Here is a 26,722-nt window from a genome sequence, read left to right on the forward strand (position 1 = left end):
TGGGGGAGATCGACATGGCACTCAGCGCACTCGCACCGAACACGACCGCCGGCATCGACCTGCGGATCGACCCGTCTGCTGCCGACGGCCTGCGCCTCGTCGAGGCCGTCGGCAGCGACGTGGACGCGGTCGGCCCTGCCTGCGCGGAGTCCGCCGACACGACCTGGTCCGAGACCGTGGTCGTCCACGTCCAGCTGCGCCCCCGGCGCACGGGCACCCGCCGCTGCCTGGCCGCGCTCACCGCGCTGGCCGCCCGGCACGAGCAGGTCTCCTTCTCCCTGACCGGCCTGTCCGGCGACGACCGCGTCGTCCGGGTCACCGTCGGCGTCGAGCTCGGCCCGCGTGAGCTGATCGCCAAGTTCTCCGACGAGGCCCAGACCGCCTACGCCTTCGTCGACGGTCTCTTCACCGACCTCTACGACTTCATGCCGGTGTACGTCGCCGAGCCCAGCGCCGTCGAGCGCAGCGCCGCCGCCGGCGTCCTCGAGGCAGCCGTCGCCCCCCGCGCCGCCGACCCGCTCGCCGTCGCCCCCCGCGCTGTCGCCCCGCGCATCCCCTCGCCGCGCACGCCCGTCGGCGAGTCGCTGCGCCACGCCGTGCCCGTGCCCGCCTGATCGACCGCCTCCGGCGCGCCGCACCGGCTCGCGCCACCGGCTTCTGCACCCTCACCTCTTCCACCTGCACTTCCCCTCAGGAGGACCCGGTGTCCGATCTCGTCACCGCCCCGACCGCCGCCCCGACGACGTCCACCCGCCCCGCGGGGCTCGCCCCGGCGAGCGCCCCCGAGGAGCGCCGCACCCGCGAGCCGCTGGTCTTCGGTGGCGTGCCCGAGGCCGACGGCTGGCTGCTGGCCCCCATCACGCCGCGCGACCGGGTGCACTTCCGCACCGACCGGGAACTGCCGCTGGCCGAGTTCCGCGCCGCCTTCCCCGCCGACGTGACGGTCACCTACGACGAGGGGGACGGGCTCTACCGGGTCGACGGCACGCCGGGCACCGGTGACGAGATGGCCGCGACGACCCGCGCCTGGTGCGCCACCCACGGGTACGCCACCGTCGGGCTGCGCCCGGAGACCGGCGTCCGCCGCCGCGCCCCCCGTGACCTGCCCCCCGCCTTCCTCGACGGGCTGTGCCGCCACTACTGCCGGGTCAGCCTCAAGCGGCTGCAGCGGAACATGAGCACGATCCGCCTGCACCTGCCCGACAACGACGACGTCGACCAGCAGGTCGCCGAGTGGGTGCTGAAGGCGGTCTCCCAGTACGACGAGGCCAAGGGCGTGCCGTTCGGCGCGTTTCTCGCCACGCAGCTGTCCAAGTGGGTGCACGACCTCGGGCGCAACGCCTACGGGCGCACCGCGGCCGACACCGAGAACAAGCAGCAGAAGGCCATCGCCGCCTTCACCGCCGAGCACCAGCGCCGGCCCAGCGAGAAGGAACTGGCCGCCTACATGGGCCAGAGCGTCGCCACCCTGCGCCGCAACTCCCAGACCGTCGCCACCCTCAACGGGCTGCGCAACCTGCAGTCGCTGGACGGCGGGGCCGACGCGGTCGAGTTCGTCGTCCCCGACAGCGCCGAGGTGCCCGACGAGATCATGGGGGAGGCCGAGCAGACCCTGCTCTCCCACGCCCTCACCGCCGCCTGCGCGCCCGACCCGACGGCCCGCCGCGACCAGCGCGCCGCGCAGCCGAACGTGCTCGGCTGGGCCACCTGGTACCTGACCACCTGGGGTGGGCAGACCAAGACCCAGCTGTCGGCCGACCTCAACACCTCCGTGCGCAACATGAACGTCCACGCCGACCGCGCGGAGCAGGCGCTCAAGACACGCCTGTCCGAGCTCGGCGGCTGAAGAGTCGGGGGACCCCCTCCCTCCCCGGGAAGGGGGCCGCTCCAGCAGGTCACCTGCGCGCAGCGGCTCTGTGACGGAGGCCGCGTCAGTACGTCACCTGCGCCCCGGACCGCTTCGGCGGGCCGGGGCGCAGTCGTGTCGAGAGGTGCCGGGAAACTGGGTCGTTGCACGGGTCCAACCGGTGTCCGACCTGCCGATATCCATTCCGTGACCACGCCGGACCGCTACCGCCGCCCCGCGGGTCGGACCCGGACGACGGCCGGTCCACCCCGGTTGCCGATGCGTCCGGGCGACCGCCGGCCGGCGGTCCGGGCATGAGCGTCCCCCCGGCCGCCGCGCCCGAGCACGTCGTCCTCGTGCCGCACTGGCTGACCGCCGTCGACCGCGAGGAGGTCGAGCGCGCCGTCACCGAGGCCCTCGAGGTCGGTCCGGTCCACCCGGTCGCCGCCATCCACCTCGGCGACGTCCTCACCGAGCTGCACGTCGCCGCCGCGCGCGAGTTCGTGTGGCCCGCGCCGGTCGCCCGCGTCCGCCTGGCCACCGGCTGGGGCGCCGACGTCGTCCCCGTCCGGCTGTCGGCCCTCGAGCTGGCCAGCGTGCTGTCACTGCCCGGCCTCGAGCCGGTCACCCGGGCGGCGCTGACCGGGGGGCGCAGCGCGTGAGCGAGACGCTCTTCGGCGCACCCTCCGGGCTGTTCGCGCGGCTGAACCGCACCGAGGTGCGGGTGCCCGACGTCCGGGCCGCGCTCTCCCGGCTGACCCCGGCCGACCTCGACCCCGGACTCCGGTTCGACGTCTTCGAGGGCACCGGCACCGGCCCGATGGTCGTGCTCGAGGAGGCCGGACGACGCAGCCGCGTGCTCCTGGCCGAGCTCGCCACGCAGATGACCCGGTCCCGCGTCGCGGCCACCCCGGAGGGGGTCACCGCCGCGGTGGTCGCCTGGCTGGCCCGGCGCCCGGTGCCCGACGAGGTCGCCGTGGCCGCTGGCACGGCGCTGCTCGACTGGACCGACCCCGCGCAGACCGTGCTCGGCTGGCGGGTGACGGTCACCCGCGGCGCGCTCGTCGTCCCGTGGCGCCCCTCGCGGACCGCGTCGCTTCCGCTCGTGCACCAGGTGCGCTCGGCGGCACTGGGTCGTGCCGCCACGGTCGACGCCACGCTGCGCATGCAGGGCCCGGTCGGGCTGTGCACCGCCACCGACGCCCCCGGCCTGGACACCGCCGTCCTCGTCCGCCCCGAGGCGCTGCTGCAGGAGATGGCCGACCGCGGGCTCCGGCTCCGCGACGGGCACGTCGTCGTCAGCCCGGGCCGCCCGGTGGCCTGCGCCGAGGGCCCGGTGGCCCGCCGGCTGGCCGCCGAGGCGACCGAGTCCTGCGCCACGCTGCCCTGGCGGACCGTCGCCGACCTCGGCTGGGCCTGACCGACCGGTTCCCCGGCCGACCCGCCTGCGCTCAGGCGAGGCTGCCGTACTCCCAGTGCCACGGCTCCGGGTTCTCCCCGCGGGCCTGTGCCCAGTCCGGGTGCACCCAGCCGAAGCGGCCGGCGTTGAGCTGCATCCACGCCGTCTGCGCGGTGCCGAAGACGTTGACCCCGCCGCACAGGTCCACCGCGAGGCCCCACCCGTGGTTCGACGTCCCGGGGACGGCGGTGATCCGCGGCTTGCGCTCGTGCGCGTCGACCTGTGCGCCGAAGGAGCGGTAGGAGTCGGTGATGCACAGCGGCGTGCCGAAGGAGGTCTGGTAGGCCGCCGACATCGCGGTGTACGCGGCGGCCGCGTCGCAGCGCAGCCGTTGGGACGGGCCGATGCCGCACAGCTGGTCGGCCGGGATCCGGCCGTTGGACCAGCCGCCCCAGGCCGCCTCGGCCGGGCTGCCCGGGGCCGGCGGCGGTGCGCTGCAGGTCGCCGGGCCGCCGGCGGGCACCGGCAGCGGGGTGGGGGTCGCCGGCGGGACGGTGACCCGGACGGCGGTGCTCAGGTCGCCGACCTCGTGCACCGCGACCTGCCAGCGGTCGGCGGAGGCGGACAGCACGCTGGTGCCGCCCAGGTAGAGCCCGACGTCGTCCAGGCCGCTGCCGAAGCGCGTGCTGAACACCAGGTCACCGACCTGGAGCTGGCCGCTGGGCACCGGGGTGCCCTGCGCCCACTGCCCGGCCAGGTCCCCGGCCAGGCCGAGCCCGGCCTGGGTCCAGGCGGTCGCGGTGAGCCCGGCGCAGTCGTAGCCGTCGGGGCCGCTCTGGCCGGCCAGGTAGGGGCGGCCGAGCTGGGCGAAGGCGGCGCTCACCGCGGCGATCGTCTCCGTGGGCAGCACGGTGAGGGTCTGGCCGTCGGCGTAGGCGGTCGCCACCCCGGGCACCGGGGCGCCGGAGGCGTCGCGCAGCGGGGCAAGCCCGCGCGGCAGGTCGCCGGCGTCGGTCAGCGCGGCCGCGGTCGGCGGGGTGACGTCAGCGGCGACCAGCCGGTCGAGGTAGGACTGCCAGCCGGCGAGCGCGGTCGCGTTGCGCTCCTGCTGCTCGGCGGAGGCCGGGCTGGTCGACAGTGCGGCCCACTGCGCGCTGGTGCGCGGGTCGAGGGTGGCGACGAGGTCGCGCACCTCGTCCAGGACGGCGGCGGCACGGGTGCGGGCGTCGGCCGCGGCGTCCTCGGCCGCGGCGGCCTCGTCGGTGAACTGCGCGGCGTGGACGGCGGCCTGCGCGGCCCGGGCCACCTGGGCGTCCCGGTCGTCGGTGAGGTGCTCGACCAGGCCGGCGGCGTGCAGGACGTCGGCGGTGGCCCCGGGGGCGTCGACCGAGAGCCGGCCCACCGGCCAGCGCTGCTCGGCGGTGCGCTTGTAGGCGGCGGTGGCGTGGGTGCCGACGGCGGCGCGCGCGGTGGCCACGTCGGCCAGGGCGGCGGTGCCCGCGTCTCGGGCCTGCTGGGCGCGGGTGCTGGCGGCGGACGCCTCGGCCAGCGCGTCCCGGTAGCGGGCGGTCGCCTCGGCCACGGTGGTGGCGGTGCTGCGGGCGTCGTCGGTGGGCGCCTTCGGGACCTGGCCGGCCTCGGTGGGCGGCTGGGTGAGGGCGCCGAGCAGGAGCAGGACGGCGAGCGTGGCGCCGGTGAGCACGCCGAGCCGGTCGCGCCACCGCCGCAGCGCGCCGGGGGTGCGCCTCGGGGCGGGACGCCGGGCGGCGGGCCGGCGCGGGCCCGCGGCGCCGGCGGGACGCGGCCGGCCGGTGCCGGTGCGCGGCCGGGGTGCGCCGGCCCGGGGCGTCCCGGTGCGCGAGGCCGAGGTGCGGGCGGCGGGGGTGCGGGCGGCGGGGGTGCGGGGAGCCGAGGCGCGGGGGGCCGGCGTGCGGGTCGTGACGGCCGGGCGGGTGGTCGACGACGTCGTCCGGGGTCGCTGCGCGGTGACCTGCGCGCGTGGAGCGGTCACCGTCGTCCCCCGGGTCCGAGATCGGTCCGGGCGCCAGGTGGCGTCCGGTGTCTTGATCCCATCGACGGGGGCCGGGGGGCGGTGTAGGTCCCTCACCCCACGGGGGGACGCGACTCACCCCATCGGGGGAGAGAGGGACACGACGAGGCCCCGCCGTCCGGGTGGACGACGGGGCCTCGGGGCGTGCGGAGTGCTTATCGCTGCGACAGCTCCACGAACGAGCGCTCCGTGGGGCCGGTGTAGACCTGCCGCGGACGGCCGATCTTGGTGGCCGGGTCCTCGATCATCTCGCGCCACTGGGCGATCCACCCGGGCAGCCGGCCCAGGGCGAACAGCACGGTGAACATCTTGGTCGGGAAGCCCATGGCCCGGTAGATCAGGCCAGTGTAGAAGTCGACGTTCGGGTAGAGCTTGCGCTGGATGAAGTAGTCGTCGTTGAGGGCGATGTCCTCCAGCTGACGGGCCAGGTCGAGCAGCTCGTTGTTGCCGCCGAGCTTGTTCAGCACGGTGTCGGCGGTGGCCTTCACCAGGGCCGCGCGTGGGTCGTAGTTCTTGTAGACCCGGTGCCCGAACCCCATGAGCTTGACGCCGGGCTCCTTGTTCTTCACCCGGTCGACGAAGTGGCCGATGTCGCCGCCGTCGCGCTTGATCGCCTCGAGCATCTCCAGCACCGAGGAGTTGGCGCCGCCGTGCAGCGGGCCCGACAGGGCGTGGATGCCCGAGGAGATCGAGGCGAACATGTTCGCCTGCGCGGAGCCGACCAGCCGCACCGTGGAGGTGGAGCAGTTCTGCTCGTGGTCGGCGTGCAGCACGAAGAGCATGTCCAGGGCCTTGACCAGCTCCGGGTCGGCCTCGTACGGCTCGGCCGGGAACCCGAAGGTCATCCGCAGGAAGTTCTCCACCAGGCCCAGCGAGTTGTCCGGGTAGAGCATCGGCTGGCCGACGGACTTCTTGTACGCGTAGGCCGCGATCGTGGGCAGCTTGGCCAGCAGCCGCACGGTGGACAGCTCGACCTGGCGCTGGTCGAAGGGGTCCAGCGAGTCCTGGTAGAAGGTCGACAGCGCGCTGACGGCCGAGGAGAGCACCGGCATCGGGTGCGCGTCGCGGGGGAAGCCGTTGAAGAACCCCTTGAGGTCCTCGTGCAGCAGCGTGTGCCGGCGGATCCGGTCGTCGAACGCCGCCAGCTGGTCGGCCGTCGGGAGCTCGCCGTAGATCAGCAGGTAGGACACCTCGAGGAAGCTGGCCTTGCCGGCCAGCTGGTCGATCGGGTACCCGCGGTAGCGCAGGATGCCCGCGTCGCCGTCGATGTACGTGATCTCCGAGGTGCAGGAGGCGGTGTTCACGAAGCCGATGTCCAGGGCGACCTGGCCGGTCGTGGCCAGCAGCTTGCTGGTGTCGATGCCCTCGGACCCCTCCGTGGAGGGGATGACCCGCATGGGCAGTTCGCCGCCGGGCCAGCGCAGGGCGACGTCTGGGGTGCTCGCTGTCTCGCTCATCACGGCTGGACGCTACTCAGTTCTCCCCGTGGCGCGACAGGGCCCCGGCGCACGGACCCGGCGAGACCCTCGTCCCACCCACCCGGTGCGCCCTCCGGCCCGCCGGAGGAGACCCCCGGACAGGCCGGGGCCGGCGGACCGGCGGTCAGGACGCGGCGGAGGGGACGCCAGCGGGTTCCAGCGACCAGACTGCAGTGGCGAGGTCGGCGTGCCAGCGGCGGTCCGGCGGGGCGACCGCCAGCCACGGGGCACGCAGCAGCGTCGCCGGCGCGTCGCTGGGGACCAGCTCGACGTCGATGTCCGGTCCCTGGGCGAGCGCCTCCTCGAGGAGCGGCACGGCCTCCTCCAGGAGGTGCGGCGGCACGGCGATCACCAGCTTCTCCGCCACTCCGTCGGCGGCCACGCGACGCAGTGCCTCGACGGTCGCGGTGAGCTCCTCGGGCGCGAGGCTGGGCGCCGCCAGCGCGACCGGGTACGTGCGCGTCCAGACGTCGAGCTGTTGGGTGAACCGGTACCGGGCACCGGGTCCGTGAGCTCGTCTCCACAGCGGTCCCTGGGCGTCACCGGACCGGTCGGCTCCCAGCTCGACCAGCGCCGTCGTCGCGAGGAAGACCGTCTCCAGCGCCGGGCCGTGCTCCGGGGAGTCGACCATGCTGGCCAGCCGGGCGGCGGCCATCTGGAGGACCCGGCTGTAGGCCCGCCGGCGCTGCGCCGGGTCGCGGAGGAAGCCCTGTCGGATGCCCCAGTCGACCAGGCGGACCCAGTCACGCTCACCACGCGCCATGGCCCAGGGGTTCCAGGTGTTCTGCCCCGGGTGGAGGCGGAACCGGCTGAGGGTCCGTGGCGTGTAGAAGGCCGGCCCGCGGGCCAGCAGCTGGATCCACACCTTCACGTCGGTCACCACGTCGATCCGGCGGCCGTCGACCTCCCACAGCGTGTCCAGGTCGAGGGCGTCCCGGCGGAAGAGCGCGGTGGAGAACTCGCCGATGTCGTTGGTGCAGGTCTCCAGGACCGAGTCGCCCAGTTCGAGCCCGTCGATCGTGCCGGCCCGGTCCCGCAACGCCGGGAACTCGTGCCCGGGGACGGCCTTGCCGTTCTCGTCGATGAGGGAACGGCGGGAGAACGCCAGGGTCGCCTCGGGCGCGGACTGCATGCCCCGCACCAGCTCGCGGACGCAGTCGGTGGCCAGCACGTCGTCGTGCAGGAGGTACTTGACGTACTCACCGCGGGCCTCCCGCAGGAGCCCGGACAGGTTGTCGTACGCGCCGACGTTCGTCTCGTGCCGGATGACCCGGATGCGGTCGTCGGCGGCCGCGGCGGTCGCGACGATCTGCGCCGTCCCGTCGGTCGAGCCGTCGTCGCCGATGAGGATCTCCAGGGCGCGGTGGCTCTGCTCCCGAGCGGAGCGCAGGGCTGCCCGGAGGTGACGCTCCCCGTTGTAGGTGGGGATGAGGACGCTGACCGAGGGCTCGCTCACGTGCGGACTGCCTTCCTGTTCGGGTGGGGCGGCGGACGTCGTGGTCCCTCAGGCGCGGAAGGACCGCACCGCGTCGATGACCACGTCCTGGTCGTCAGGGCCGAGCGTGGGGCCCATCGGCAGGCTGAGGACCTCGGTGGCGAGCCGATCGGCCATCGGCAGGTGCAGCCCGGCCATCGGGGTGTCGGCAAAGGCGCGCTGACGGTGCGGCGGGACCGGGTAGTGCACCAGGGTCTCCACACCACGTGCGGCCAGGTGCTCCCGCAGCCGGGCACGGTGCGGGGTGCGCACGACGTACAGGTGCCAGACCGGGCTCGTCCCCGCCGACCGCTCGGGGAGCACCAGCTGGTCCAGCCCGGCCAGTCCCTCGTCGTAGCGTCGGGCCGCGGCCGCGCGACGGGCGTTGTGCTCGTCCAGCCGGCGGAGCTTGACCGACAGCAGCGCGGCCTGCACCTCGTCCAGCCGGCTGTTGTAGCCGACCTCGTCGTGCCGGTACTTCTCCGTCGAGCCGTAGTTCCGCAGCGAGCGGAGGCGCTCCGCGGTCGTCGGGTCGGGGGTGGTGACCGCGCCGCCGTCGCCGAGGGCGCCCAGGTTCTTCCCCGGGTAGAAGCTCCAGGCCGTGGCATGGGTCAGGCCACCCACCGGGCGGTCGCCGAGCCGGGCGCCGTGGGCCTGCGCTGCGTCGTCGAGCACGACCAGGTCGTGGGCGCGGGCGACCTGCAGGACCGGGGCCAGGTCGACGGGGTGTCCGTACAGGTGGACGGGGACCACGGCCCGCGTCCTGCTCGTGACCGCAGCCGCCAGCGCCTCGGGGTCCCAGTCGGCGTTCGCCGTCCGGACGTCGACCGGCACCGGGACCGCACCGACGTGCACCACCGCCAGCCAGGTCGCGATGAAGGTGTGCGAGGGCACGAGGACCTCGTCGCCCGGACCGACGCCCAGGGCACGCAGCCCGAGGGAGAGCGCGTCGAGTCCGTTGCCCACCCCGACGGCGGAGTGGGCGCCGACCGCAGCAGCCCAGGCGTCCTCGAAGGCGCACAGCTCCGGGCCCAGCAGCACCCGACCGCTGCGCATCACCCGCAGGGCCGCGTCCTCCAGTTCCGGCCCCATCTCCGCGTACAGCGCTCCGAGGTCCAGGAACGGGACGCGGCGCGTCACCGGGGTGACGCTCACGCGGTGCGCGCCGGGGTGCTCAGCTCACCCGATGCCTCGGCCGCCCGTCGTGCGGTGAGGAACTCGTCGTAGTCGCGGTAGTAGTCGTCCTCGGCGTAGACCTGGGAGGCGAGGACGAGGCAGACGCTGCCGGAGGAGAAGTTGCCGAGCTCCCGCCAGACCAGCCGGGGGACCAGCAGCCCGTGGTAGGAGCGGTTCAGGTGGAACCGCGCGGTCTCCGTGCCGTCGTCCACGACCACGTCGAAGCTGCCGGCCGCGGCCACGATCAGCTGCTGCAGCTCGCGGTGCCCGTGGCCGCCGCGGGACTCGCCACCCGGCACGTCGTAGAGGTAGTAGACGCGGGCGATCTCGAAGGGCACGTGGACGCCGCCCTCGAGGGACGTCAGGTTGCCCCGCGGGTCGGTGATCCGGGGCAGGTCGACGATCCTGCAGCCGGCGCCGCTGCCCTCCGGGCGTGGGTTCCAGTCCGTGGCGCGACGACCCGGGGCGGGGGAGCGGCGGTCCTGAGGAGTCACGCCCCGGGTCATCGGCAGTCGCCGCCGGTGCCCGGCACACCCGGGGGCCCTCGCGGGGCGGTGGAGAGCGCAGTGGCGCGTGGGACGGCGGGAGGCAGCGCTTCCGCGTGTCGGCCGCCGCGGTCGTCCATGGTGGGGACATGCCCTCCACGACCCTCGCGGACAGGACGACCCCCTTCCGCCTCGACCGCGACGTGCACCCGGCCCTGGTGTCGATGACCGACGCGCTGCGGGCCAACCACCGGTTCGCCGCCGACATCGCCGACCGGTGCGCGGCCCTGTTCGGGGCCCGCTGGGCCGACGAGTTCGAGCTGGTCGTGGCCGCGCTGTTCCCCACGCCGGAGGCGGTGGCCGCGGCGGTCAAGGGGTACGCCGCCTTCGCGATGCAGTCGATGCGGCTGCAGGCGGCGTTCGAGGTCGAGGGCCGGTACCGGCCCAAGACCCACGGCGAGGCGGCCAGCGAGGTCTACTTCAACGAGCAGCACATGATGCGGGAGTACCTGCCGGGTCTGCTCCTCTCCCACTTCCTGTGGCCGCACCACTACCGACAGGTCCAGTTCTTCGACTCGGCCTTCGTCGACGTCATGCGCATGGCCGGCGCGTCCTCCTTCGTCGAGGTCGGGACCGGGACCGGGCTGTACTCCGGGATGCTGCTGCGCCGTCTCCCGGCGGTGCGCGGGACCGGCTTCGACATCAGCCCGTCCTCGATCCGCTTCACGCAGGACCAGCTCGAGGCCCTGGGCGTCGGTCACCGGTACGAGGCGCAGCTGCGCGACGTCGTCGCCGACCCGCCCGGCCCCCTGGCCGAGTGGCTGGTGTGCGTGGAGGTGCTCGAGCACCTGGACGACCCGGTCGCCTTCCTCCGGGGGCTGCGGGCGACCATGGCCCCGGGGGGCAGGGCGTTCATCACGGCCGCGCTCAACGCCGCGCACGCCGACCACGTCCACCTCTACCGCAGCCACGACGACGTGCTCGCCCACCTGGTCGAGGCCGGGTTCACGCTGGAGCAGTCCTTCGTCGGTGCCGCCTACCGGCCGTCGGGACCCGGCGTTCCGGTCCCGCTGGCCGCGGCGTTCGTCGTCCACTGAGGTGGTGTCGAACGCCGTGACCGCCGGTCGGCGGGTGCTCCGCGGGGAGTTCGTCCAGCTCCGCCCGCTGGTGGTCGCCGATGCCGCGGTGACCCTCGGCTGGCGCCAGGCCGACCGGGCGCGCTTCCTCAACGCAGGCGCCCGCACGGTCGAGGAGCAGGCCGGCTGGATCGCCGCGCGCCCGGAGTCCGACCACGACTTCGTCATCGAGCTGACCGACGGCCGCCCCGTCGGGATGGTCTCGTTGACCGCCGTGGACCCGGTGAACCGGCGCGCGGAGCCGGGCCGGTTCCTGATCGGGGAGGAGACCGCGGTGCAGGGCGTCCCGGCCGCGGTGGAGGCCATGAGGCTGCTGTACGGACTGGCCTTCGACGAGCTCGACCTGGTCCGGGTGTGCGGCATCGTCGCCGCCGAGAACACCCGGATGGTCAAGTGGCAGAAGTTCCTGGGCATGCGCGAGGAGGGCCGGCTGCGCGACCACCTGTTCCTGGGTGGACGGTTCCAGGACGCCGTCTGCCTCGGCCTGCTGGTCGCCGACTACCGGACGACCACCCTGCCCCGCATGAACGCACTCATCGCCGCTGCCCGCAGCCGGTGAACGACACACGGAGGAACCACCCGATGCTCGATCACGCCGCCGTCCAGGACATCGTCCTGCGCGCCCTGGAGTCCCTCAACGACGAGCGGGCCGCCGACGACAGGTTCGTGGTCGGTCCGCAGACCCGGCTCTTCGGCGCCGACGCGGCGCTGGACTCGCTCGACCTGGTGTCGGTGATCGTCGACGTCGAGGAGGCCGTCTCGGCCGCGGCCGGCCGCACCGTCATGCTCACCGACGACCGCGCGATGAGCCAGGAGGTCTCGCCGTTCACCGACGTGGCCGCACTCACCGCCTACGTCCTGAGCCTCCCGGAGCTCGCGTGAGCGACGTGGGCCCGCCCTACGCGGGCAGGGTCGCCCTCGTCACGGGCAGCAGGCGCGGCATCGGCCGGATGATCGCCGAGCACGTCCTGGCCCACGGGGGACGGGTCGTCGGCTTCGCCCGGGGGGAGTCGACGATCGACCACCCCGACCACACCCACGTGCAGGTCGACGTCGCCGACCCCGCCTCCGTCCAGCGCGGGTTCGCCGAGCTCAAGCAGGTCACCGACGCGGTGCACATCGTGGTCAACAACGCGGCGGTGCTGACCTCCCAGTACTCGATGATCATGCCGCCGGCCGCCGCTGCGGCGATGGTCGACACCAACCTGCTGGGCGCCTTCATGGTCTCCCGCGAGGCGGCCAAGCTGATGCGCCGTTCGGGGTGGGGACGGATCGTGAACATCAGCTCCATGGCCGTCGGTCTGGAGCCGATCGGGGACTCGCTCTACGCAGCCTCCAAGGCGGGACTGACCACCATGGGCAACGTCATGGCCAAGGAGCTCGCGCCCCTCGGCGTCACCGTCAACACCCTCGGGGTCAGCGCGATCGCCACCGACATGCTCGCCCAGCTGCCCCAGGACAAGGTCGACGCGGTCGTCGCCGGGCTCCCGCTGCCCCGGTACGCCGAGCCGGACGACGTCCTGAACGTGCTGGACTTCTTCTGCTCCGAGCGCAGCTCCTACGTCACGGCCCAGACGGTCTACCTGGGCGGGGTGCACTGAGGTGGCCGGCGAGACGGCCGAGCGGGTCGGGGACTGGGGCGGCGGCGCCGTCTGGCGGGTGACGAGCGGGAGCTTCCCGTCCAACGCCTGGTTCTGCGAGGCCGACGTCCCCGGCGGCGGGGTGCTGATCGACCCCGGCCTGGACGGGGCGGCCATCGACGCGGCGTTGTCCGCGCACGGCCTCCGGCCCCACCAGGTGCTCTGCACGCACGGGCACTTCGACCACACCGCCGGGGCGTCGTGGTTCCAGACGCGGTACGGCTGCGAGGTGTTCCTCCACCGGGCGGACAGCCGGACGATGCGGTCCTCCAACTTCCTGCTGATGGCGCTGGGGATCCCGGAGCGGGTCACGGCTGCCGATGTCACGCTGGTGGACGACGGCTTCAGCGTGGACCTGCCCGGGGGACCGCTGCGGTTCCGCCACACCCCTGGTCACACGCCCGGGTCCTGCGTGCTCGAGCTGGGCCACGCCTGGTTCACCGGGGACACGCTCTACCGCCGGGGTGTCGGGTTGAACGCGCTCCCCGGCGAGGACCAGGACGCGCTGCGGGCCAGCGTGCGGGGCCTGTGGCCGCAGCTGACCGCCGGACGGCAGGTCTACCCGGGCCACGGCGACCCGGCCGACGGCGAGTCGGTGCGCACCGGCAACCAGGCCCTGGCCGCCTTCCTCGGGGCGGTCACCTCGTGACCGGCGCCGCCGGTGGCGTCGTCATCTCCGGGGTGGGGCACCACCTGCCCGAGCACGTCGAGGACAACGCCACGCTCTGCCAGGGCCTCGACGTCTCGCCCGAGTGGATCGTGGAGAAGACCGGCATCACCCAGCGCCACATCGCCGGGCCCGACGACTCGGCGTCCGACTTCGCCCTGCAGGCCGGCCGCCGGGCGCTGGAGATGGCGGGGGTCCGGGCCGACGAGGTCGACCTGGTCATCGCCTGCACCTTCTCCGGTGACTACCTGTTCCCCCCGCTGTCGGCGAAGGTCCAGCGGGACCTGGGGGCCACCGGCGCGCAGGTGTTCGACGTCCAGGCCAACTGCACCGGCTTCGTCACCGGGCTGACCATCGCCTCGGACCGGATGAGGGCCGACCCGACGGTCCGCCACGCCCTGGTCATCGGGGTGGAGATGCTCTCGCGGTACATCGACCGGCGCGACGTCAACACCGCCGTCTACCTCGCCGACGGCGCCGGCGCGGCCGTGCTCAGCCGCTCGGCCGACCCCGAGGACGGGATCCGGGCCTCGGCGTTCCACACCGACAGCTCGAACTTCGAGGCGGTCCGGATGCGGGGCGGCGGCTCCAGCTTCCCGCTGCAGGGGCGCTCCTTCGACCCCGCCGTCGACCTCATGGAGATGAACGGCATCGCCACCTGGAAGCAGGCGATCACCCACCTGCCGCGGGTGGTCCGCCAGGCGTGCGAGAAGAGCGGGGTGGAGCTGGCCTCGGTCGACTTCCTGCTGTTCCACCAGGCCAACCTGCGACTGATCGAGTACATCGTGCGGAAGCTGGGCTTCGACCTGTCCCGGACCCACACCAACGTCGAGCGCATCGGCAACACCGGGTCGGCGTCCCTGGCCATCGCGCTGAGCGAGGCCGTCCAGCGGGGCCTGCTCAGGAACGGGGACACCGTGGTGCTGGCCGCCGTCGGCGCCGGGTTCACCTTCGGCGCCTCCGTGTGGCGCTGGCAGCTGCCGTCCTCCGGAGGGGTGTGAGGTGTTCACCGACTACGCGGCGATCCACGTGGGGGACACCCGCTCCCTGGTCCGCACGATCACCGAGGCCGACGTGCGCCGGTTCGTCGAGATGACCGGCGACGACAACCCGCTGCACGTGGACCCGGCCTACGCCGAGACGACGACCTTCAAGGACGTCGTGGTGCACGGCATGCTCGGGGCCTCCTTCCTCTCGACGGTCATCGGCACGCAGCTGCCCGGGCCCGGCGCGCTGTGGATCTCCCAGAACACCGAGTTCCTGCTGCCGGTCCGCCTGGGTGACGAGCTCACCGTCAGCGTCACCGTCGTCGCCACGCACGACCGGGAGCGACTGCTCGACCTCGACACCCGGATCGTCAACCAGAACCAGCAGCTCGTGCTCAGCGGTCAGGGCCGGGTCAAGGTGCTCGCGCCACCGCGTCCGGTGGTCGAGTCCGCGCCGGACGGGCGGCCGCGGGTCGCCCTCGTCACCGGCGGCGCCGGGGGCATCGGCCGGGCCGTCTGCCGCCGGCTGGCCGCCGACGGCCACCACGTCGTCGTCAACTACCGGTCCCGAGCCGACCGGGCGGCCGACATCGCCGCCGAGATCACCGCGGGGGGCGCCGTCCGGGCGATCGCCGTCCGGGCCGACGTCGGGACCGACGCCGGTGCCCGGGCGCTGCACGAGGCCGCCGTCGGCGAGTTCGGCGCGGTGGACGTGCTGGTCAACAACGCCTCCCCGCGGATCAACCCCAAGCCGCTGGCCGCGCTGGAGTGGGCCGACGTGCAGGCCCAGCTCGACGTCCAGGTCCGGGGGGCCCTCGCGATGACCCGCGCCGTGGCACCGGCGATGGGCGAGCGCGGCTGGGGCCGGATCGTCAACGTCACCTCGCAGGTCGTCGACGGCCCGCCCTCGGTGACCTGGACCGGGTACGCGATGGCCAAGGGCGCGCTCGCGGTCTTCTCCCGGTACATGGCGGCCGAGCTCGGGCCGCGCGGCATCACGGTCAACTGCGTCGCCCCCGGCATGACCGAGACGGCGCTGATCGGCGACATCTCGGAGAAGGCGCAGCTGATGGCCGCGCGCCAGACGCCGCTGCGCCGGCTGGCCACCCCCGGTGACGTCGCCGCGGCGGTGGCCTGGCTGGTCTCCGACGGCGCCGCCTTCGTCACCGGGGACACGGTCGCCGTCAACGGCGGGTCGGCCATGCGATGAGCGACCCCGTCGACCCGAGGGCCGTGCTGGCGGCGCCGGGGAGCACGCTCGCCGCCGTCCTGCGGGCCGTGGAGGAGGTGGAGCAGCAGCCGCAGGAGCGCACCGTGCGGATCGGGATCTCCTCGGCGGTCACCGTCGACCTGCTGGGCACCTACCTCCGCCGGCACGGACTGCTGTCCGGCACCGCGGTGCAGGTGGTCCCCGGCAACCACGACGACCCGATCGGGGACGTCGAGCGGTTCCTCCACGAGGGGGTGCAGCACGTGGTGCTGGTGCCCTTCTTCGACGCGCTGCTCCCGGCCTTCGAGGCGCAGCTGCCCGGGCTGGCCCCGGCGGCGCTCGACGCGCTGGAGACCAGCGTCCGGACCCGCTACCGCCTCGCCCTGGAGGCCGCCCGCCCGCTGCCGTCGGTCCACCTGGTCACCTTCCACCGGATGGGCAGCCCGCTGGACGCCGGTGGCCGTGACGTCGTCGCCGCGGTCCTCGACCGGTTCGACGCCGCGCTGCGCGACGTGGCCGCCGGGTTCCCCAACACCCGCCTCGTCGACGGTGCGGACGTGGTCCGCACGGTGGGCCGCGACGCCGCCTTCGACCTGCGCTTCTGGTTCCGCGGGAAGGCCCCTTACACCGGGGCCTTCCTGGACGAGCTCGCCCGCCGGGTCACCGTCGCCGCCCGCGGTTTCGGGGCGCCCTTCCGCAAGGTGCTCGCCCTGGACTGCGACGGCACGCTGTGGGGCGGCGTCGTCGGCGAGGACTCGGTCGAGGGCATCGCACTGGGGCCGCACGACCACCCCGGGAACGTGTTCTGGCAGGTGCAGCACGAGATCGCTGCCCTCCGGCGCGCCGGCGTGCTGCTGTGCCTGGTCAGCAAGAACAACCCGGCCGACGTCGACGAGGTCCTCCGCGACCACCCGTCCACGGTGCTGCGCGACGAGGACTTCGTGGTCAAGAAGGTCGACTGGTCGGACAAGCCGGCCAACGTGCGCGCGCTGGCCGCGGAGCTCGGGCTGGGCCTGGACAGCATCGTGTTCCTCGACGACTCGCCCTTCGAGTGCGAGGCGATGCGCCAGCAGCTGCCCGTGGTCACCACCGTGCAGGTGCCGGCCCGGCTGTCGGACTACCCGCGGGTGGTCCGTGGGATCGGTGAGCTGTTCCTGGCCGGTGGCGTGACCGAGGAGAGCCGGGACAAGACCGAGCAGTACCGGCACCGTGCCCGCGCCGAGGAGCTGCAGGCCGCCTCGGTCGACCAGGAGACCTACCTGGCCTCGCTGCAGCTGACCGTGCAGGTGCGCCGGGACGACCCGGCCGATGCGGCCCGGATCAGCGAGCTGTCGCAGAAGTCGAACCAGTTCAACCTGACCACCCGCCGCTACGGCGTCTCGGAGGTCGAGCGGCTGATGGCCGACCCGGAGCACGCCGTCTACGCGCTGGTCGTGGGTGACGTGTTCGGCAGCGCCGGCCTGACCGGTGCCGTGGTGGTCCACCGCGACGGCGCAGCGGCGCGCGTCGAGAGCTTCTTCCTCAGCTGCCGGGTGCTGGGCCGGGGCATCGAGACCGCCGTGTGGCCCCGCGTCGTGGCCGACGCGGTCGCCGACAGGTGCACGAGCCTGCACGCGGACTTCCGCCCCACCCCCAAGAACGCCCAGGTGTCCGACTTCTGGGACCGTCTCGGCCTCTCCCTCGCGGCCGAGGCCGCCGACGGGTCCCGGTCGTACTGCATCGCGGTGGACGACTTCCACACCCCCACACCCGCATGGATCGAGATGAACTGCGTTGGATGAGAACGCCCTGAAGAACGTCATGTCGAGCGTGCTCCGCGTGCCCGCGGCGGACATCGGCCCCGACAGCAGCATGGACACCGTGACCGGCTGGGACTCCCTGCGTCACCTCACGCTCGTGCTCGCCCTCGAGGACGAGTTCGGTGTCCAGATCCCGGACGAGGAGGCGGGCTCGATCACCTCCTACCCGCTGATCAAGCTCGTCCTCACCGAGCTGCTCGAGGCGTGAGGCCCGTCGCGTGGACTGGCTGATCGAACGCTTCGCCGGCGCCCCGGAGCGCACCGCGTTCGTCCACGAGGGGCGGACGGTGACCTACGGCGAGGTGGTCACGGCGGTCGCCGGGTTCGACGCCCGGCTGGCCGAGGCCGGGGTGGCCCCGGGCAGCACCGTGGCCGTCGTGGGCGACTACTCGCCCGAGGTCTTCTGCGTGCTCCTGGCCCTGGCCGGCCGCCGGTGCGTGGTCGTCCCGCTGACCCGCGCCTCGGTGGTCGAGGAGCAGGTGGCGCTGCAGGTGTCCGGGTGCGACTGGTACGTCGAGTTCGACGACGACGGTGCGCTGGCCAGCATCGAGCGCCGCGACCTGCCCTCGGACAACCCGCTGCTGACGGAGTTCCGCACCCGCCGGGCGCCGGGGCTGGTGCTCTTCTCCTCCGGCACGTCGGGGGCGCCCAAGGGCATGCTGCACGACCTGGGCCGGGTCGCGGAGAAGTTCCGCCGGCAGCGCCGGCCGGTCGTCGCCGTCCCCTTCCTGATGCTGGACCACTTCGGCGGCATCAACACCCTGCTGGCCATCACCTCCAGCCTCGGCACCGTGGTGACCGTCGCCGACCGCTCGGTCACCGCGATCTGCTCGGCGATCGCCGAGCACCGCGTCCAGCTGCTCCCGGCCACCCCCTCGTTCCTGACCCTGCTGATGGCGTCGGGAGCCGACCGGGAGCACGACCTCTCCTCGCTGACCCGGATCACCTACGGCACCGAGGTCATGCCCCAGGCCACCCTCGACCGGGTCCGCGCGGCGTTCCCCGGCGTCGTCCTGCAGCAGACCTACGGGTTGTCGGAGGTGGGGGTGCTGCGGTCGGAGTCCCGGCCGGACGGCTCGCTGTGGATGCGGCTGGGCGGTGCGGGCTTCGAGACCAGGGTCGTCGACGGCGTCCTGCAGATCCGGTCGGAGTTCGCCATGGTGGGCTACCTGAACGCGCCGCCGGCCTTCGACGCCGAGGGGTGGTTCGACACGCACGACGAGGTCGAGGTCGACGGGGAGTGGTTCCGGGTCCTCGGCCGGGTGACCGACCTGGTCAACGTCGGCGGCCAGAAGGTCTACCCGGCGGAGGTCGAGGAGGTCGTGCTGGGCGTGGACAACGTCGCCGACGTCGCGGTCCACGGTGAGCGTCACGCGCTGCTCGGCCAGGTCGTCGTGGCCACGGTCGTGCTGGTGCAGCCCGAGCCGGTCGAGAGCGTCAAGAAGCGCGTCCGGCGGGCCTGCAGCGGGCAGCTGGCCGCCTACAAGGTGCCCGTGCGGGTCGTGCTCTCCGACGGGCCGCTGCACAGCGCCCGGCAGAAGAAGATCAGGCGCGTGCCGGCCTGACCACGGCCGGTGCCGCGGCGGGGACGGCGCACCGTCCCCGCCGCCGGGTCACGGGTGGGTCATGGACAGCACGTCGAGGGCGGCGTCCAGCTGCTCCTCGGTGAGCTTGCCCTGCTGTACGTAGCCGCGCTCCACGACGACCTGCCGGATCGTCTTCTGCTCCTTGAGCGACTGCTTGGCCACGATCGCCGCCTCCTCGTAGCCGATGTACTTGTTCAGCGGCGTGACGATCGAGGGCGAGGACTCCGCGTAGACGCGGCACTGCTCGACGTCGGCGGTGATGCCGTCGACGCAGCGGTCGGCCAGGATGCGGCTGACGTTGGCCAGCAGGCGGATCGACTCCAACAGGTTGCGGGCCATCAGCGGCAGGGTCACGTTGAGCTCGAAGACGCCGGTGGTGCCGGCGTAGGTGATCGCGGCGTCGTTGCCGATGACCTGGGCGCCCACCTGGATCACGGCCTCGGGGATCACCGGGTTGACCTTGCCCGGCATGATCGAGCTGCCCGGCTGCAGGTCGGGCAGGGCGATCTCGCCCAGGCCGGTGCGCGGGCCCGAGCCCATCCAGCGCAGGTCGTTGACGATCTTGATCAGCCCGACGGCGATGGTCTTGAGCTGGCCGGAGCCCTCGACCAGCGCGTCGCGGGAGCTCTGCGCCTCGAAGTGGTTGCGCGCCTCGGTCAGCGGGAGGCCCTGGTCGGCGGCCAGCCGCTCGATGATCGCGGCGGCGAAGCCGGGCGGGGTGTTGATGCCGGTGCCCACGGCCGTGCCGCCCAGCGGCAGCTCGCCGATCCGGGGGAGCGAGGACTGCAGCCGCTCGATGCCGTAACGGACGGCCGCCGCGTAGCCGCCGAACTCCTGGCCCAGGGTGACCGGGGTGGCGTCCATCAGGTGGGTGCGGCCGCTCTTGACGACGGTGGCGAACTCGGTGGCCTTGCGCTCGAGGGAGGCCGCCAGGTGCTCCAGCGCCGGCACCAGGTCGCGGACGATCGCGCCGGTGGTGGCCACGTGGATCGCCGAGGGGAAGACGTCGTTGGACGACTGCGAGGCGTTGACGTGGTCGTTGGGGTGCACCGGCGAGCCCAGGGCCTCGGTGGCCAGGGTCGCGATGACCTCGTTGGTGTTCATGTTGCTCGACGTGCCCGAGCCGGTCTGGAAGACGTCGATGGGGAAGTGGTCGTCCCAGTCGCCGCGGGCCACCGCGGCAGCGGCGGTGGAGACCGCCTCGGCGACGTCGCCGGGCAGGACGCCCAGCGAGGCGTTGACGCCGGCGGCCGCGCCCTTGATCGCGGCGAGCGCGGCGATCAGCTCGCGCTCGATGGGCGTGCCGGAGATGGGGAAGTTCTCCACGGCCCGCTGGGTCTGGGCCCGCCACTTCGCCCAGGCGGGCACGCGGACCTCGCCCATGGAGTCGTGCTCGATGCGGTAGTCCCCGCCGGCGGTCTCGGTGGCCACGCTGCGCTCCCGGTGTGGTGTGGATGGTGATGGTGCTGCGGGAGCGACCCTAGATCCCTCGGGGGGATGACGCGGCCCGGCCCCGTCGGCCCGGGGAGGCCGCGGGGCGCGCCGGCGGCCCTACGCTCCGCGCGACCCCGAGTTCCAGGAGTGACCGTGTCCGCTTCCACGCAGCCCCCGCCCGAGGGCGGCGCGTCCCCGTACCAGCAGCCGCCGGCCGGCGCCTGGACGCCGTCCTCCGGATGGACCCCGTCGTCCGGGTCGACGCCGTCCGGTGGGTGGGCGCCCGCTGCGGCGGCCCCCGAGCCGGTGCCTGGACGGGGGCGCGCGCGGGGCGTGGTGCTCGTGTTGGCGGGTGCGGCCGCCGGTGCGCTGGTGGCGGCCCTGGTCGGTGTCGTCCTCCTGCTGGCCGGCGCCCGCGAGGTGGTCGTGGAGGCCGGTGCCGTCGCCGGTGAGAACATCGCCTCGAGCATGTACGACGACATCGGCGTGTACGGCTACCAGTACGACGACGAGGAGGCGCTGGACCCCTACGGGATGCCCGCGCCCGAGCAGTTCCCCGCCGTCGAGCCGGGTGAGCTGGGCCCGGACCCGGTGCTCGACGCCTACGCGCAGGACTGCTTCGGCGGCGAGCTGCAGAGCTGCGACGACCTGTACTTCGAGGCGCCGCCGATGTCGGACTACGAGCAGTACGGCGGCACCTGTGGCGGCCGGGTGAAGATCGGTTCGGTCTACGCCTGCACCGAGCTCGACTGACCGGCGGAGGACCGGCCATGTCGCAGCCACCGGCCGCCCACCCCCACCCGGGGGAGCCCGGACACCCCTGGCCGGAGCCCCACGGCCGGCCCCCGTACGGGCAGCCCGTGTACGGCCAGCCCGCGTACGGGCCGCAGTACGGGCCGCAGTTCGGGCCACCACAGCCGTGGCCGCCCCACGCTGCCCCACCGCCGAATCGAACCGGCGTGCTCTGGTGCCTGGTCGCCGTGCTGGCCGCGGTCGTCCTGGTGCTGACCGTCCTGCTCGTCGTGCGCCCGGCCTCGGGCCCGGGACCGTTCTCCGCCCCGCCGGTGCCCGTGCCGGCCCCCGCGGCCACCCTCGCGCCCACCGGGCTGGGTGAGGACACGGACCTGGACCGGCTGGCGCAGCAGTGCTCCGACGGGCAGATGAACCCCTGTGACGACCTGTACCTGGAGTCCTTCCCCGGCTCGGACTACGAGGCGTACGGCGACACCTGCGCCGGCCGTCGCACGGCGGGGGAGGAGACCTTCTGCGCCGACGTCTTCTACGACACCTGAGTCGCCCCGCCGGGCGCACCGGTCGGGCAGGATCGGCCCCATGACGGACGACGCGGCCGAGGGGACCGACGCGGCGCCGGTGCCGACCGTCCGCGCCTCCGACCAGGAGCGCGAGGCCGTGGTGACCAGGCTGCAGACCGCGGTCGGGGAGGGGCGCCTGGACCTCGGCGAGTTCGGCCAGCGCGCGGCCGCCGCCTACGCCGCCGCGACCACGGCCGAGCTGGACCAGCTGCTGGCCGACCTGCCCGCACCGGGCACGGGGCAGCCGCCGGTCGTCGAGGTCGTCGGCGAGCGCGGCCCGAGACGCCTGAGCACCGTGTTCGGCGACGTCCGGCTCAGCCCCACGACCGGCCCGCCGGAGCGGGCGAGCACCGTGTTCGGTGACGTCCGCATCGACCTGCGCGGGCTGCGCACCTCCGCCGACACGCTGCACCTGCAGCTGGGCACGGTCTTCGGCGACGTCGAGGTGATCGTCAGCGAGGGCGTCGACGCCGAGATCGAGGGCTGGACGGTCTTCGGCGACCGGCGGACCGAGCTCGCGCCGGTGCACCGGCTGCCCGGCACACCGCGGGTGCTGGTGCGGGGCTGGACGGTGTTCGGTGACCTGCGGCTGCGCAGCCTGGCGCCGGGGGAGTCGCCCAGCCGCTGGCGGGCACTGCTGGACCGGCTGGCCGCCCGCCGTCCCGACCTGCCGCCGCTGCCCTGAGCAGCGGGGGGTCGGGACGGCGGACCCTCAGCTCCCGGAGCCGAAGGGGACGGCGGCGTACTGCTCGAGCTTCTCCAGCGAGTGCAGGCTCTCGATCGAGCGGATCGTGCCCGACCGCGAGCGCATCACCAGCGACTGGGTCGTGCACCCGTCGGCGCGGTACCGCACGCCGCGCAGCAGCTCACCGTCGGTGATCCCGGTGGCGACGAAGTAGACGTCGCCGGTGACCAGGTCGTCGATGTGCAGCACCCGGTCGAGGTCGTGGCCGGCGTCCAGGGCCTTCTGCCGCTCGGCGTCGTCCCGCGGGCGGAGCCGGCCCTGCAGGGCGCCGCCGAGGCACTTGAGCGCGCAGGCGGCGATGATCCCCTCCGGGGTGCCGCCGACGCCCATCAGCAGGTCGATGCCGGTGCCCTCGCGGGCCGCGGCGATCGCCCCGGCGACGTCCCCGTCGGAGATGAAGGTGATCCGGGCGCCGGCGTCGCGCACCTCCTGGACCAGCTGCTCGTGCCGCGGCCGGTCGAGGATGCAGACGGTGACGTCCCGGGGGGCCACGCCCTTGGCCTTGGCGACCCGGCGGACGTTCTCCGCGACCGGCACGGTGATGTCGACGACGTCGGCGGCGGCCGGACCGGTGGCAATCTTGTCCATGTAGAAGACGGCCGAGGGGTCGTACATGGAGCCGCGGTAGGCCACGGCCAGCACCGAGATCGCGTTGGGCATGCCCTTGGCCATCAGCGTCGTGCCGTCGACCGGGTCGACCGCGACGTCGAAGGAGCCGCCCTGCCCGTCGCCGACCTCCTCGCCGTTGTAGAGCATCGGCGCCTCGTCCTTCTCGCCCTCGCCGATGACCACCACGCCGTGCATCCGGACGGTGCCGATCATCGCGCGCATGGCGTCGACGGCAGCGCCGTCCCCGCCGTTCTTGTCGCCGCGGCCGACCCAGCGGCCGGCGGCCATCGCCCCGGCCTCGGTGACCCGGACCAGTTCCATGGCGAGGTTGCGGTCCGGCGGCGGCCGGTCGGCCGGCCCCCGGTAGTCGGACGGTGCGGGCAGCGGGCCATCGGGGAGCGGCAGGGACACGAGACCTCCGGGAGGCTGCCCGGCGACGCTGTCGGCGCCGGGGTGAGCGGTGCTGCGATCCTAGGGGCATGACCGATCCCGGCCGGCCCGCCCAGCACCCCGGCGAGCAGGTCCCCGCCAGCCCCTCCGGTGCTGTCCCGGACAACACCTCCGGCGCCGTGCCGGTGAACGCCTCCGGCGCTGTGCCGGTGAACGCCTCCGGCGCTGTCCCGGTGGACGCCTCCGGCGCTGTCCCGGTGGACGCCTCCAGCGCGACGGCCGCCGGCGAGCCGGTGGCGCCCGAGCAGGCGGTCCAGGCGACGTCGGCGTCGATCAAGCGGATGCAGCGCTTCACCGCGGCCAACATGGTGCGGTCGCTGCTGCCGCTGATCGTGATCTGCCTGATCCTGGTGGTCTTCCCGACGCTGCGGCAGAACGCCAGCGACCCGGTCCGCGAGGTCGACCCGACCAGCTCCGAGCGCGCGACGGCCGAGCTGGCCGGTTACCCGCTGCTGGTGCCGCGCGGGCTGCCCGACGCGTGGCGGCCGACGAGCGTGCGCACCAACGCCGGGTCGGCCTCGGCCGGTGACCCGGTGACCCTGCAGATCGGCTGGTTCACCCCGGAGGAGGAGTACGCCTCCTACGTCGTCAGCGACGACCCGCGCGACCCTGCCCTGGACGACGTCCTCGCCGGGGCCACCGACGCCGGCACCGCGGAGATCGACGGGGAGACCTGGCAGCGACGCACCACCGACCGCGGGGAGACCGCCCTCACCCGGGCCGACGAGGGCGCGACCCTGCTGGTCACCGGCTCGGCCGGGGACGAGGAGCTGACCGCCCTCGCCGCCTCGCTGGAGCCCTACGCGCCCTGAGGCGTCAGTCCTCGGCGGGCGTTGCCGCGGCCAGGCGCTCGCGGGCGCGGTCCAGCCAGTGCTGGCAGACCTCGGCCAGCTGCTCGCCGCGTTCCCACAGCGCCAGCGACTCCTCGAGGGTCAGCCCACCGCTCTCCAGCCGGCGCACCACGTCGGCGAGCTCCTCGCGGGCCTGCTCGTAGGTCTGGGTCGGCTCGGCGGACGCGGGCTCGGGGGTGCTCACGGTGTCCCATCCTCCCCGGTGGCCGCCCGGTCGACGCGCACCGGCAGCCGACCCCCGGCGACGCGCACTTGCAGCTGCTCGTCGTCGCCCACCTCGGCGGGGTCGCGGACCAGGGCGCCGTCGGCCCGCTGCACCACCGCGTAGCCGCGCTCGAGGGTGGCCGCCGGCGACAGCGCGGTCACCTGCGCCCGGGCGTGCACCAGGTCCCGGTCGGCGACCTCGATGCGGTGGGTCAGCGTGCGGGTCGCGCGGGTGCGCAGCCCCTGGACGTCGTCGGCCCGGCCGGCCAGCAGGCGCTGCGGCTCGGCGAGCACCGGGCGGCTGCGCACCTGCTCCAACCAGCGCTCCTGCTGGTCCAGCCGGGTGCCCAGCAGGTGCCGGGCCCGGGCGCGCAGCCCCTCGACCAGCCGCCGCTGCTCGCCGATCTCGGGGACCACCCGGTGCGCGGCGTCGGTCGGGGTGGCGGCCCGGACGTCGGCGACGTGGTCGACCAGCGTGGTGTCGGTCTCGTGCCCGACGGCGGTGACCACCGGGGTGCGGGTGGCGGCGATGGCGCGCACCAGGCCCTCGTCGGAGAAGGGCAGCAGGTCCTCGACGGAGCCGCCGCCGCGGGCGATGACGATGACCTCGACGGCCGGGTCGGCGTCCAGCTTGCGCAGGCCGGCGATCACCGACTCCGCGGCGGTCGGGCCCTGGGTGGCGCAGTTGTGCACGGTGAACCGGACGGCGGGCCAGCGGCGGCGGGCGGTGACCAGCACGTCGCGCTCGGCGGCGCTCTCCCGGCCGGTGATCACACCGATGACGGCGGGGGCGAAGGGCAGCGGGCGCTTGCGGGCGGCGTCGAAGAGCCCCTCGGCGGCCAGCAGCCGGCGGATCCGCTCGATCCGGGCGAGCAGCTCACCCAGCCCCACGGCGCGGATCTCGGTGGCGCGCAGGGAGAAGGAGCCGCGGGCCACGTAGTAGTCGGGGCGGGCCCGCACGACCACCCGGGCGCCCTCGGTCAGCTCCAGCCCGGGCCGGTCGGCGACGTCCCGCGGGCAGGTGACCGGGATGGACAGGTCGGCGGCCGGGTCGCGCAGGGTGAGGAAGACGGTGGCGGCGTTGCCGCGGCGGGACAGCTGGGCGACCTGCCCCTCGACCCAGACCTCACCGAGCCGTCCGATCCACTCGGCCACCTTGCGGGACACCGTGCGCACCGGCCACGGCTGCTCCGGGGAGGAGGGACTGGTCACGGCAGCAAGGGTCCCACCCACCCCGCGTCGTGCGTCCGGGGTCCTGCCGTCACCGGAGGTAGCCGGGGGCGGCGGGGAGGCCGAAGAACTCCTCCAGCGTCGGGGTGCCGGTGCGCTGCAGCTCGGTGGCCAGCTCGACCCCCACGTACCGCACGTGCCAGGGCTCGTACCGGAAGCCGGTGACCTCGGTCCGGCCCTCCGGGTAGCGGACGACGTAGCCGTACTCGGCGGCGTGGGCGGCCACCCAGCGGCCCTCGTCGTTGGCGCCGAAGCACCGGTCGATGTCGCAGCCGCCGCCCCCGACGTCGGCCGCCAGCCCGGTCTGGTGCTCGCTGTGGCCGGGGCGGGCGACCTGGATCTCGGCCTGCGCCTCCCCGAAGCGCGCGACCTGAGCCCGGAACACGCCCACCTGGTAGTCGTAGGAGCGGTAGGCGCTCTGCACGGTGATCGTCAGCCCCTCCGCGGCGGCACCGGCGAGCATCGCCTGCATGGCCCCGGCGGCCTCGGCGCGCAGCTCGTACCCGCCGCCGACGGACACCAGGTCGGCCGGCGCGTGGTCGACCGGGGAGACGGGACGCGCCTTGTTGACCACGACCCAGGGGCTGGTCGGGTCGTCGAGGGAGAACCGGGTCCGGTCGAAGGCCGGTGCCACCGGCGCGCTGGAGGACGGCGTGGGCGTCGGTGTCGGGGTGGGTGTCGGGGTGGGCGTCGGTGGCGCCGGGACCGCGGCGGGCTGGGCGGCGGGTGTCGGCGGGGCCGCCGGGGAGCGCACCTGCTCGACCACCAGGACGGCACCGGCCACCAGGGCCACGACCAGCAGACCGAGCAGCGACCACAGGCGGGTGCGCCGTCGCCGGGGAGCGGGCACGCCGGAGCCGCCCCTGCCGTGGGTCACTGGTGCCTCCCGATCGGTGGCCGGCGTCGACTCACCGGACGGTGCCCGATCCTGGCAGGAGACCGGCCGGGCCGACC

Annotated in this window: 28 protein-coding genes; 18 read left to right on the top strand and 10 right to left on the bottom strand. The window is 74.3% G+C overall.

Going from position 1 to position 26,722, the window contains the following annotated elements; translation table 11 throughout:
• Positions 1-14 precede the first annotated feature (14 nt).
• From GCU67_RS21350 to GCU67_RS12210, 4 genes are all read left to right on the top strand, one after another.
• Positions 15-614, top strand: a complete 600-nt coding sequence (locus GCU67_RS21350; protein ID WP_211661243.1) for a hypothetical protein — start codon at positions 15-17, stop codon at positions 612-614.
• 89 nt (positions 615-703) lie between these two features.
• Positions 704-1,846, top strand: a complete 1,143-nt coding sequence (locus GCU67_RS12200) for a sigma-70 family RNA polymerase sigma factor (protein WP_338104963.1) — start codon at positions 704-706, stop codon at positions 1,844-1,846.
• A 314-nt stretch (positions 1,847-2,160) separates the two neighbouring features.
• On the top strand, positions 2,161-2,508 hold the full coding sequence (locus GCU67_RS12205; protein ID WP_163611487.1) for a hypothetical protein: 348 nt from the start codon (positions 2,161-2,163) through the stop codon (positions 2,506-2,508).
• Positions 2,505-3,266: a hypothetical protein gene (locus GCU67_RS12210; RefSeq protein ID WP_163611488.1), complete on the top strand. Its 762-nt coding sequence runs from the start codon at positions 2,505-2,507 to the stop codon at positions 3,264-3,266. The genes GCU67_RS12205 and GCU67_RS12210 overlap by 4 nt, the downstream gene beginning before the upstream one ends.
• A gap of 31 nt (positions 3,267-3,297) precedes the next feature.
• Here the strand turns inward: GCU67_RS12210 and GCU67_RS22830 are convergent, their stop codons facing one another.
• From GCU67_RS22830 to GCU67_RS12235, 5 genes are all read right to left on the bottom strand, one after another.
• Positions 3,298-5,256: an NlpC/P60 family protein gene (locus GCU67_RS22830; protein WP_163611489.1), complete on the bottom strand. Its 1,959-nt coding sequence runs from the start codon at positions 5,254-5,256 to the stop codon at positions 3,298-3,300.
• Between the two features lie 194 nt (positions 5,257-5,450).
• Positions 5,451-6,752: a citrate synthase gene (locus tag GCU67_RS12220; RefSeq protein ID WP_163611490.1), complete on the bottom strand. Its 1,302-nt coding sequence runs from the start codon at positions 6,750-6,752 to the stop codon at positions 5,451-5,453.
• A 145-nt stretch (positions 6,753-6,897) separates the two neighbouring features.
• Entirely contained in the window at positions 6,898-8,229 is a 1,332-nt protein-coding gene (locus GCU67_RS12225) for a glycosyltransferase (protein WP_163611491.1), read from the bottom strand.
• 48 nt (positions 8,230-8,277) lie between these two features.
• A complete protein-coding gene (locus GCU67_RS12230; RefSeq protein WP_338104964.1) occupies positions 8,278-9,387 on the bottom strand; it encodes a DegT/DnrJ/EryC1/StrS family aminotransferase in 1,110 nt (369 codons plus the stop codon).
• Positions 9,388-9,398: 11 nt separating this feature from the next.
• Positions 9,399-9,917 carry a sugar 3,4-ketoisomerase gene (locus tag GCU67_RS12235; protein ID WP_338104965.1) on the bottom strand — a complete coding sequence of 173 codons (519 nt, stop codon included), beginning with the start codon at positions 9,915-9,917 and terminating at the stop codon, positions 9,399-9,401.
• 140 nt (positions 9,918-10,057) lie between these two features.
• On the opposite strand from GCU67_RS12235, the gene GCU67_RS12240 reads away from it, so the two are divergent.
• From GCU67_RS12240 to GCU67_RS12285, 10 genes are read left to right on the top strand one after another with little or no spacing between them, the layout of a single operon-like run.
• Positions 10,058-11,005, top strand: coding sequence for a class I SAM-dependent methyltransferase (locus GCU67_RS12240; protein WP_163611493.1), 948 nt, complete (start codon positions 10,058-10,060; stop codon positions 11,003-11,005).
• A 4-nt stretch (positions 11,006-11,009) separates the two neighbouring features.
• Positions 11,010-11,603 carry a GNAT family N-acetyltransferase gene (locus tag GCU67_RS12245; RefSeq protein WP_170311049.1) on the top strand — a complete coding sequence of 198 codons (594 nt, stop codon included), beginning with the start codon at positions 11,010-11,012 and terminating at the stop codon, positions 11,601-11,603.
• A gap of 23 nt (positions 11,604-11,626) precedes the next feature.
• On the top strand, positions 11,627-11,926 hold the full coding sequence (locus GCU67_RS12250; RefSeq protein ID WP_163611494.1) for a hypothetical protein: 300 nt from the start codon (positions 11,627-11,629) through the stop codon (positions 11,924-11,926).
• Complete coding sequence (locus tag GCU67_RS12255; protein ID WP_211661244.1) at positions 11,923-12,645, top strand: SDR family NAD(P)-dependent oxidoreductase; 723 nt, start codon at positions 11,923-11,925, stop codon at positions 12,643-12,645. The genes GCU67_RS12250 and GCU67_RS12255 overlap by 4 nt, the downstream gene beginning before the upstream one ends.
• Before the next feature lies 1 nt (position 12,646).
• The gene (locus GCU67_RS12260) at positions 12,647-13,333 is read left to right on the top strand and encodes an MBL fold metallo-hydrolase (protein WP_163611495.1); all 687 of its coding nucleotides are present in this window, start codon (positions 12,647-12,649) and stop codon (positions 13,331-13,333) included.
• Positions 13,330-14,352, top strand: a complete 1,023-nt coding sequence (locus GCU67_RS12265; protein WP_211661245.1) for a 3-oxoacyl-ACP synthase III family protein — start codon at positions 13,330-13,332, stop codon at positions 14,350-14,352. The genes GCU67_RS12260 and GCU67_RS12265 overlap by 4 nt, the downstream gene beginning before the upstream one ends.
• A 1-nt stretch (position 14,353) precedes the next feature.
• Positions 14,354-15,547 carry an SDR family oxidoreductase gene (locus tag GCU67_RS12270; RefSeq protein WP_163611496.1) on the top strand — a complete coding sequence of 398 codons (1,194 nt, stop codon included), beginning with the start codon at positions 14,354-14,356 and terminating at the stop codon, positions 15,545-15,547.
• Positions 15,544-17,328 carry an HAD-IIIC family phosphatase gene (locus GCU67_RS12275; protein ID WP_163611497.1) on the top strand — a complete coding sequence of 595 codons (1,785 nt, stop codon included), beginning with the start codon at positions 15,544-15,546 and terminating at the stop codon, positions 17,326-17,328. The genes GCU67_RS12270 and GCU67_RS12275 overlap by 4 nt, the downstream gene beginning before the upstream one ends.
• Positions 17,321-17,554 (top strand): acyl carrier protein, encoded by a 234-nt coding sequence (locus tag GCU67_RS22450; protein WP_211661246.1) that lies wholly within the window; start codon positions 17,321-17,323, stop codon positions 17,552-17,554. The genes GCU67_RS12275 and GCU67_RS22450 overlap by 8 nt, the downstream gene beginning before the upstream one ends.
• A 10-nt stretch (positions 17,555-17,564) precedes the next feature.
• Complete coding sequence (locus tag GCU67_RS12285; RefSeq protein WP_163611498.1) at positions 17,565-18,911, top strand: AMP-binding protein; 1,347 nt, start codon at positions 17,565-17,567, stop codon at positions 18,909-18,911.
• A 48-nt stretch (positions 18,912-18,959) separates the two neighbouring features.
• Here the strand turns inward: GCU67_RS12285 and GCU67_RS12290 are convergent, their stop codons facing one another.
• Complete coding sequence (locus GCU67_RS12290; protein ID WP_163611499.1) at positions 18,960-20,363, bottom strand: aspartate ammonia-lyase; 1,404 nt, start codon at positions 20,361-20,363, stop codon at positions 18,960-18,962.
• A 156-nt stretch (positions 20,364-20,519) separates the two neighbouring features.
• Between GCU67_RS12290 and GCU67_RS12295 the strand changes: the two genes are divergently transcribed.
• The 3 genes from GCU67_RS12295 (at position 20,520) to GCU67_RS12305 (ending at position 22,364) form a co-directional block, all read left to right on the top strand.
• Entirely contained in the window at positions 20,520-21,119 is a 600-nt protein-coding gene (locus GCU67_RS12295) for a hypothetical protein (protein ID WP_163611500.1), read from the top strand.
• A 206-nt stretch (positions 21,120-21,325) separates the two neighbouring features.
• On the top strand, positions 21,326-21,658 hold the full coding sequence (locus GCU67_RS12300) for a hypothetical protein (RefSeq protein WP_163611501.1): 333 nt from the start codon (positions 21,326-21,328) through the stop codon (positions 21,656-21,658).
• Between the two features lie 40 nt (positions 21,659-21,698).
• Positions 21,699-22,364 carry a DUF1707 SHOCT-like domain-containing protein gene (locus GCU67_RS12305; RefSeq protein ID WP_163611502.1) on the top strand — a complete coding sequence of 222 codons (666 nt, stop codon included), beginning with the start codon at positions 21,699-21,701 and terminating at the stop codon, positions 22,362-22,364.
• A gap of 27 nt (positions 22,365-22,391) precedes the next feature.
• On the opposite strand, the gene glpX is transcribed toward GCU67_RS12305, so the two are convergent.
• Positions 22,392-23,444 carry a class II fructose-bisphosphatase gene (gene glpX, locus GCU67_RS12310; protein WP_163611503.1) on the bottom strand — a complete coding sequence of 351 codons (1,053 nt, stop codon included), beginning with the start codon at positions 23,442-23,444 and terminating at the stop codon, positions 22,392-22,394.
• Positions 23,445-23,512: 68 nt separating this feature from the next.
• Here glpX and GCU67_RS12315 point away from each other — a divergent pair, with 68 nt between their 5' ends.
• Positions 23,513-24,295 carry a DUF4245 domain-containing protein gene (locus GCU67_RS12315; protein WP_246215017.1) on the top strand — a complete coding sequence of 261 codons (783 nt, stop codon included), beginning with the start codon at positions 23,513-23,515 and terminating at the stop codon, positions 24,293-24,295.
• Positions 24,296-24,299: 4 nt separating this feature from the next.
• Here the strand turns inward: GCU67_RS12315 and GCU67_RS21915 are convergent, their stop codons facing one another.
• The 3 genes from GCU67_RS21915 to GCU67_RS22835 are packed head-to-tail and all read right to left on the bottom strand — an operon-like array spanning position 24,300 to position 26,645.
• Complete coding sequence (locus tag GCU67_RS21915; RefSeq protein WP_163611504.1) at positions 24,300-24,518, bottom strand: exodeoxyribonuclease VII small subunit; 219 nt, start codon at positions 24,516-24,518, stop codon at positions 24,300-24,302.
• On the bottom strand, positions 24,515-25,750 hold the full coding sequence (xseA, locus tag GCU67_RS12325) for an exodeoxyribonuclease VII large subunit (RefSeq protein WP_163611505.1): 1,236 nt from the start codon (positions 25,748-25,750) through the stop codon (positions 24,515-24,517). Before xseA ends, GCU67_RS21915 begins: the two co-directional genes overlap by 4 nt.
• 49 nt (positions 25,751-25,799) lie before the next feature.
• A complete protein-coding gene (locus GCU67_RS22835; protein WP_163611506.1) occupies positions 25,800-26,645 on the bottom strand; it encodes a D-alanyl-D-alanine carboxypeptidase family protein in 846 nt (281 codons plus the stop codon).
• Positions 26,646-26,722: the final 77 nt, after the last annotated feature.

The organism is Modestobacter muralis, from assembly GCF_010682105.1.
Taxonomy (GTDB): domain Bacteria; phylum Actinomycetota; class Actinomycetes; order Mycobacteriales; family Geodermatophilaceae; genus Modestobacter; species Modestobacter muralis.

What these genes read in the sequence shown, in the direction of transcription:
- GCU67_RS12315 (WP_246215017.1), top strand. Translation starts at nt 23,513, where the DNA reads ATGACCGATCCCGGCCGGCCCGCCCAGCACCCCGGCGAGCAGGTCCCC.
- GCU67_RS12305 (WP_163611502.1), top strand. Translation starts at nt 21,699, where the DNA reads ATGACGGACGACGCGGCCGAGGGGACCGACGCGGCGCCGGTGCCGACC.
- GCU67_RS12220 (WP_163611490.1), bottom strand. Translation starts at nt 6,752, where the DNA reads ATGAGCGAGACAGCGAGCACCCCAGACGTCGCCCTGCGCTGGCCCGGC.
- GCU67_RS21350 (WP_211661243.1), top strand. Translation starts at nt 15, where the DNA reads ATGGCACTCAGCGCACTCGCACCGAACACGACCGCCGGCATCGACCTG.
- GCU67_RS12250 (WP_163611494.1), top strand. Translation starts at nt 11,627, where the DNA reads ATGCTCGATCACGCCGCCGTCCAGGACATCGTCCTGCGCGCCCTGGAG.
- GCU67_RS12205 (WP_163611487.1), top strand. Translation starts at nt 2,161, where the DNA reads ATGAGCGTCCCCCCGGCCGCCGCGCCCGAGCACGTCGTCCTCGTGCCG.
- GCU67_RS12275 (WP_163611497.1), top strand. Translation starts at nt 15,544, where the DNA reads ATGAGCGACCCCGTCGACCCGAGGGCCGTGCTGGCGGCGCCGGGGAGC.
- GCU67_RS12240 (WP_163611493.1), top strand. Translation starts at nt 10,058, where the DNA reads ATGCCCTCCACGACCCTCGCGGACAGGACGACCCCCTTCCGCCTCGAC.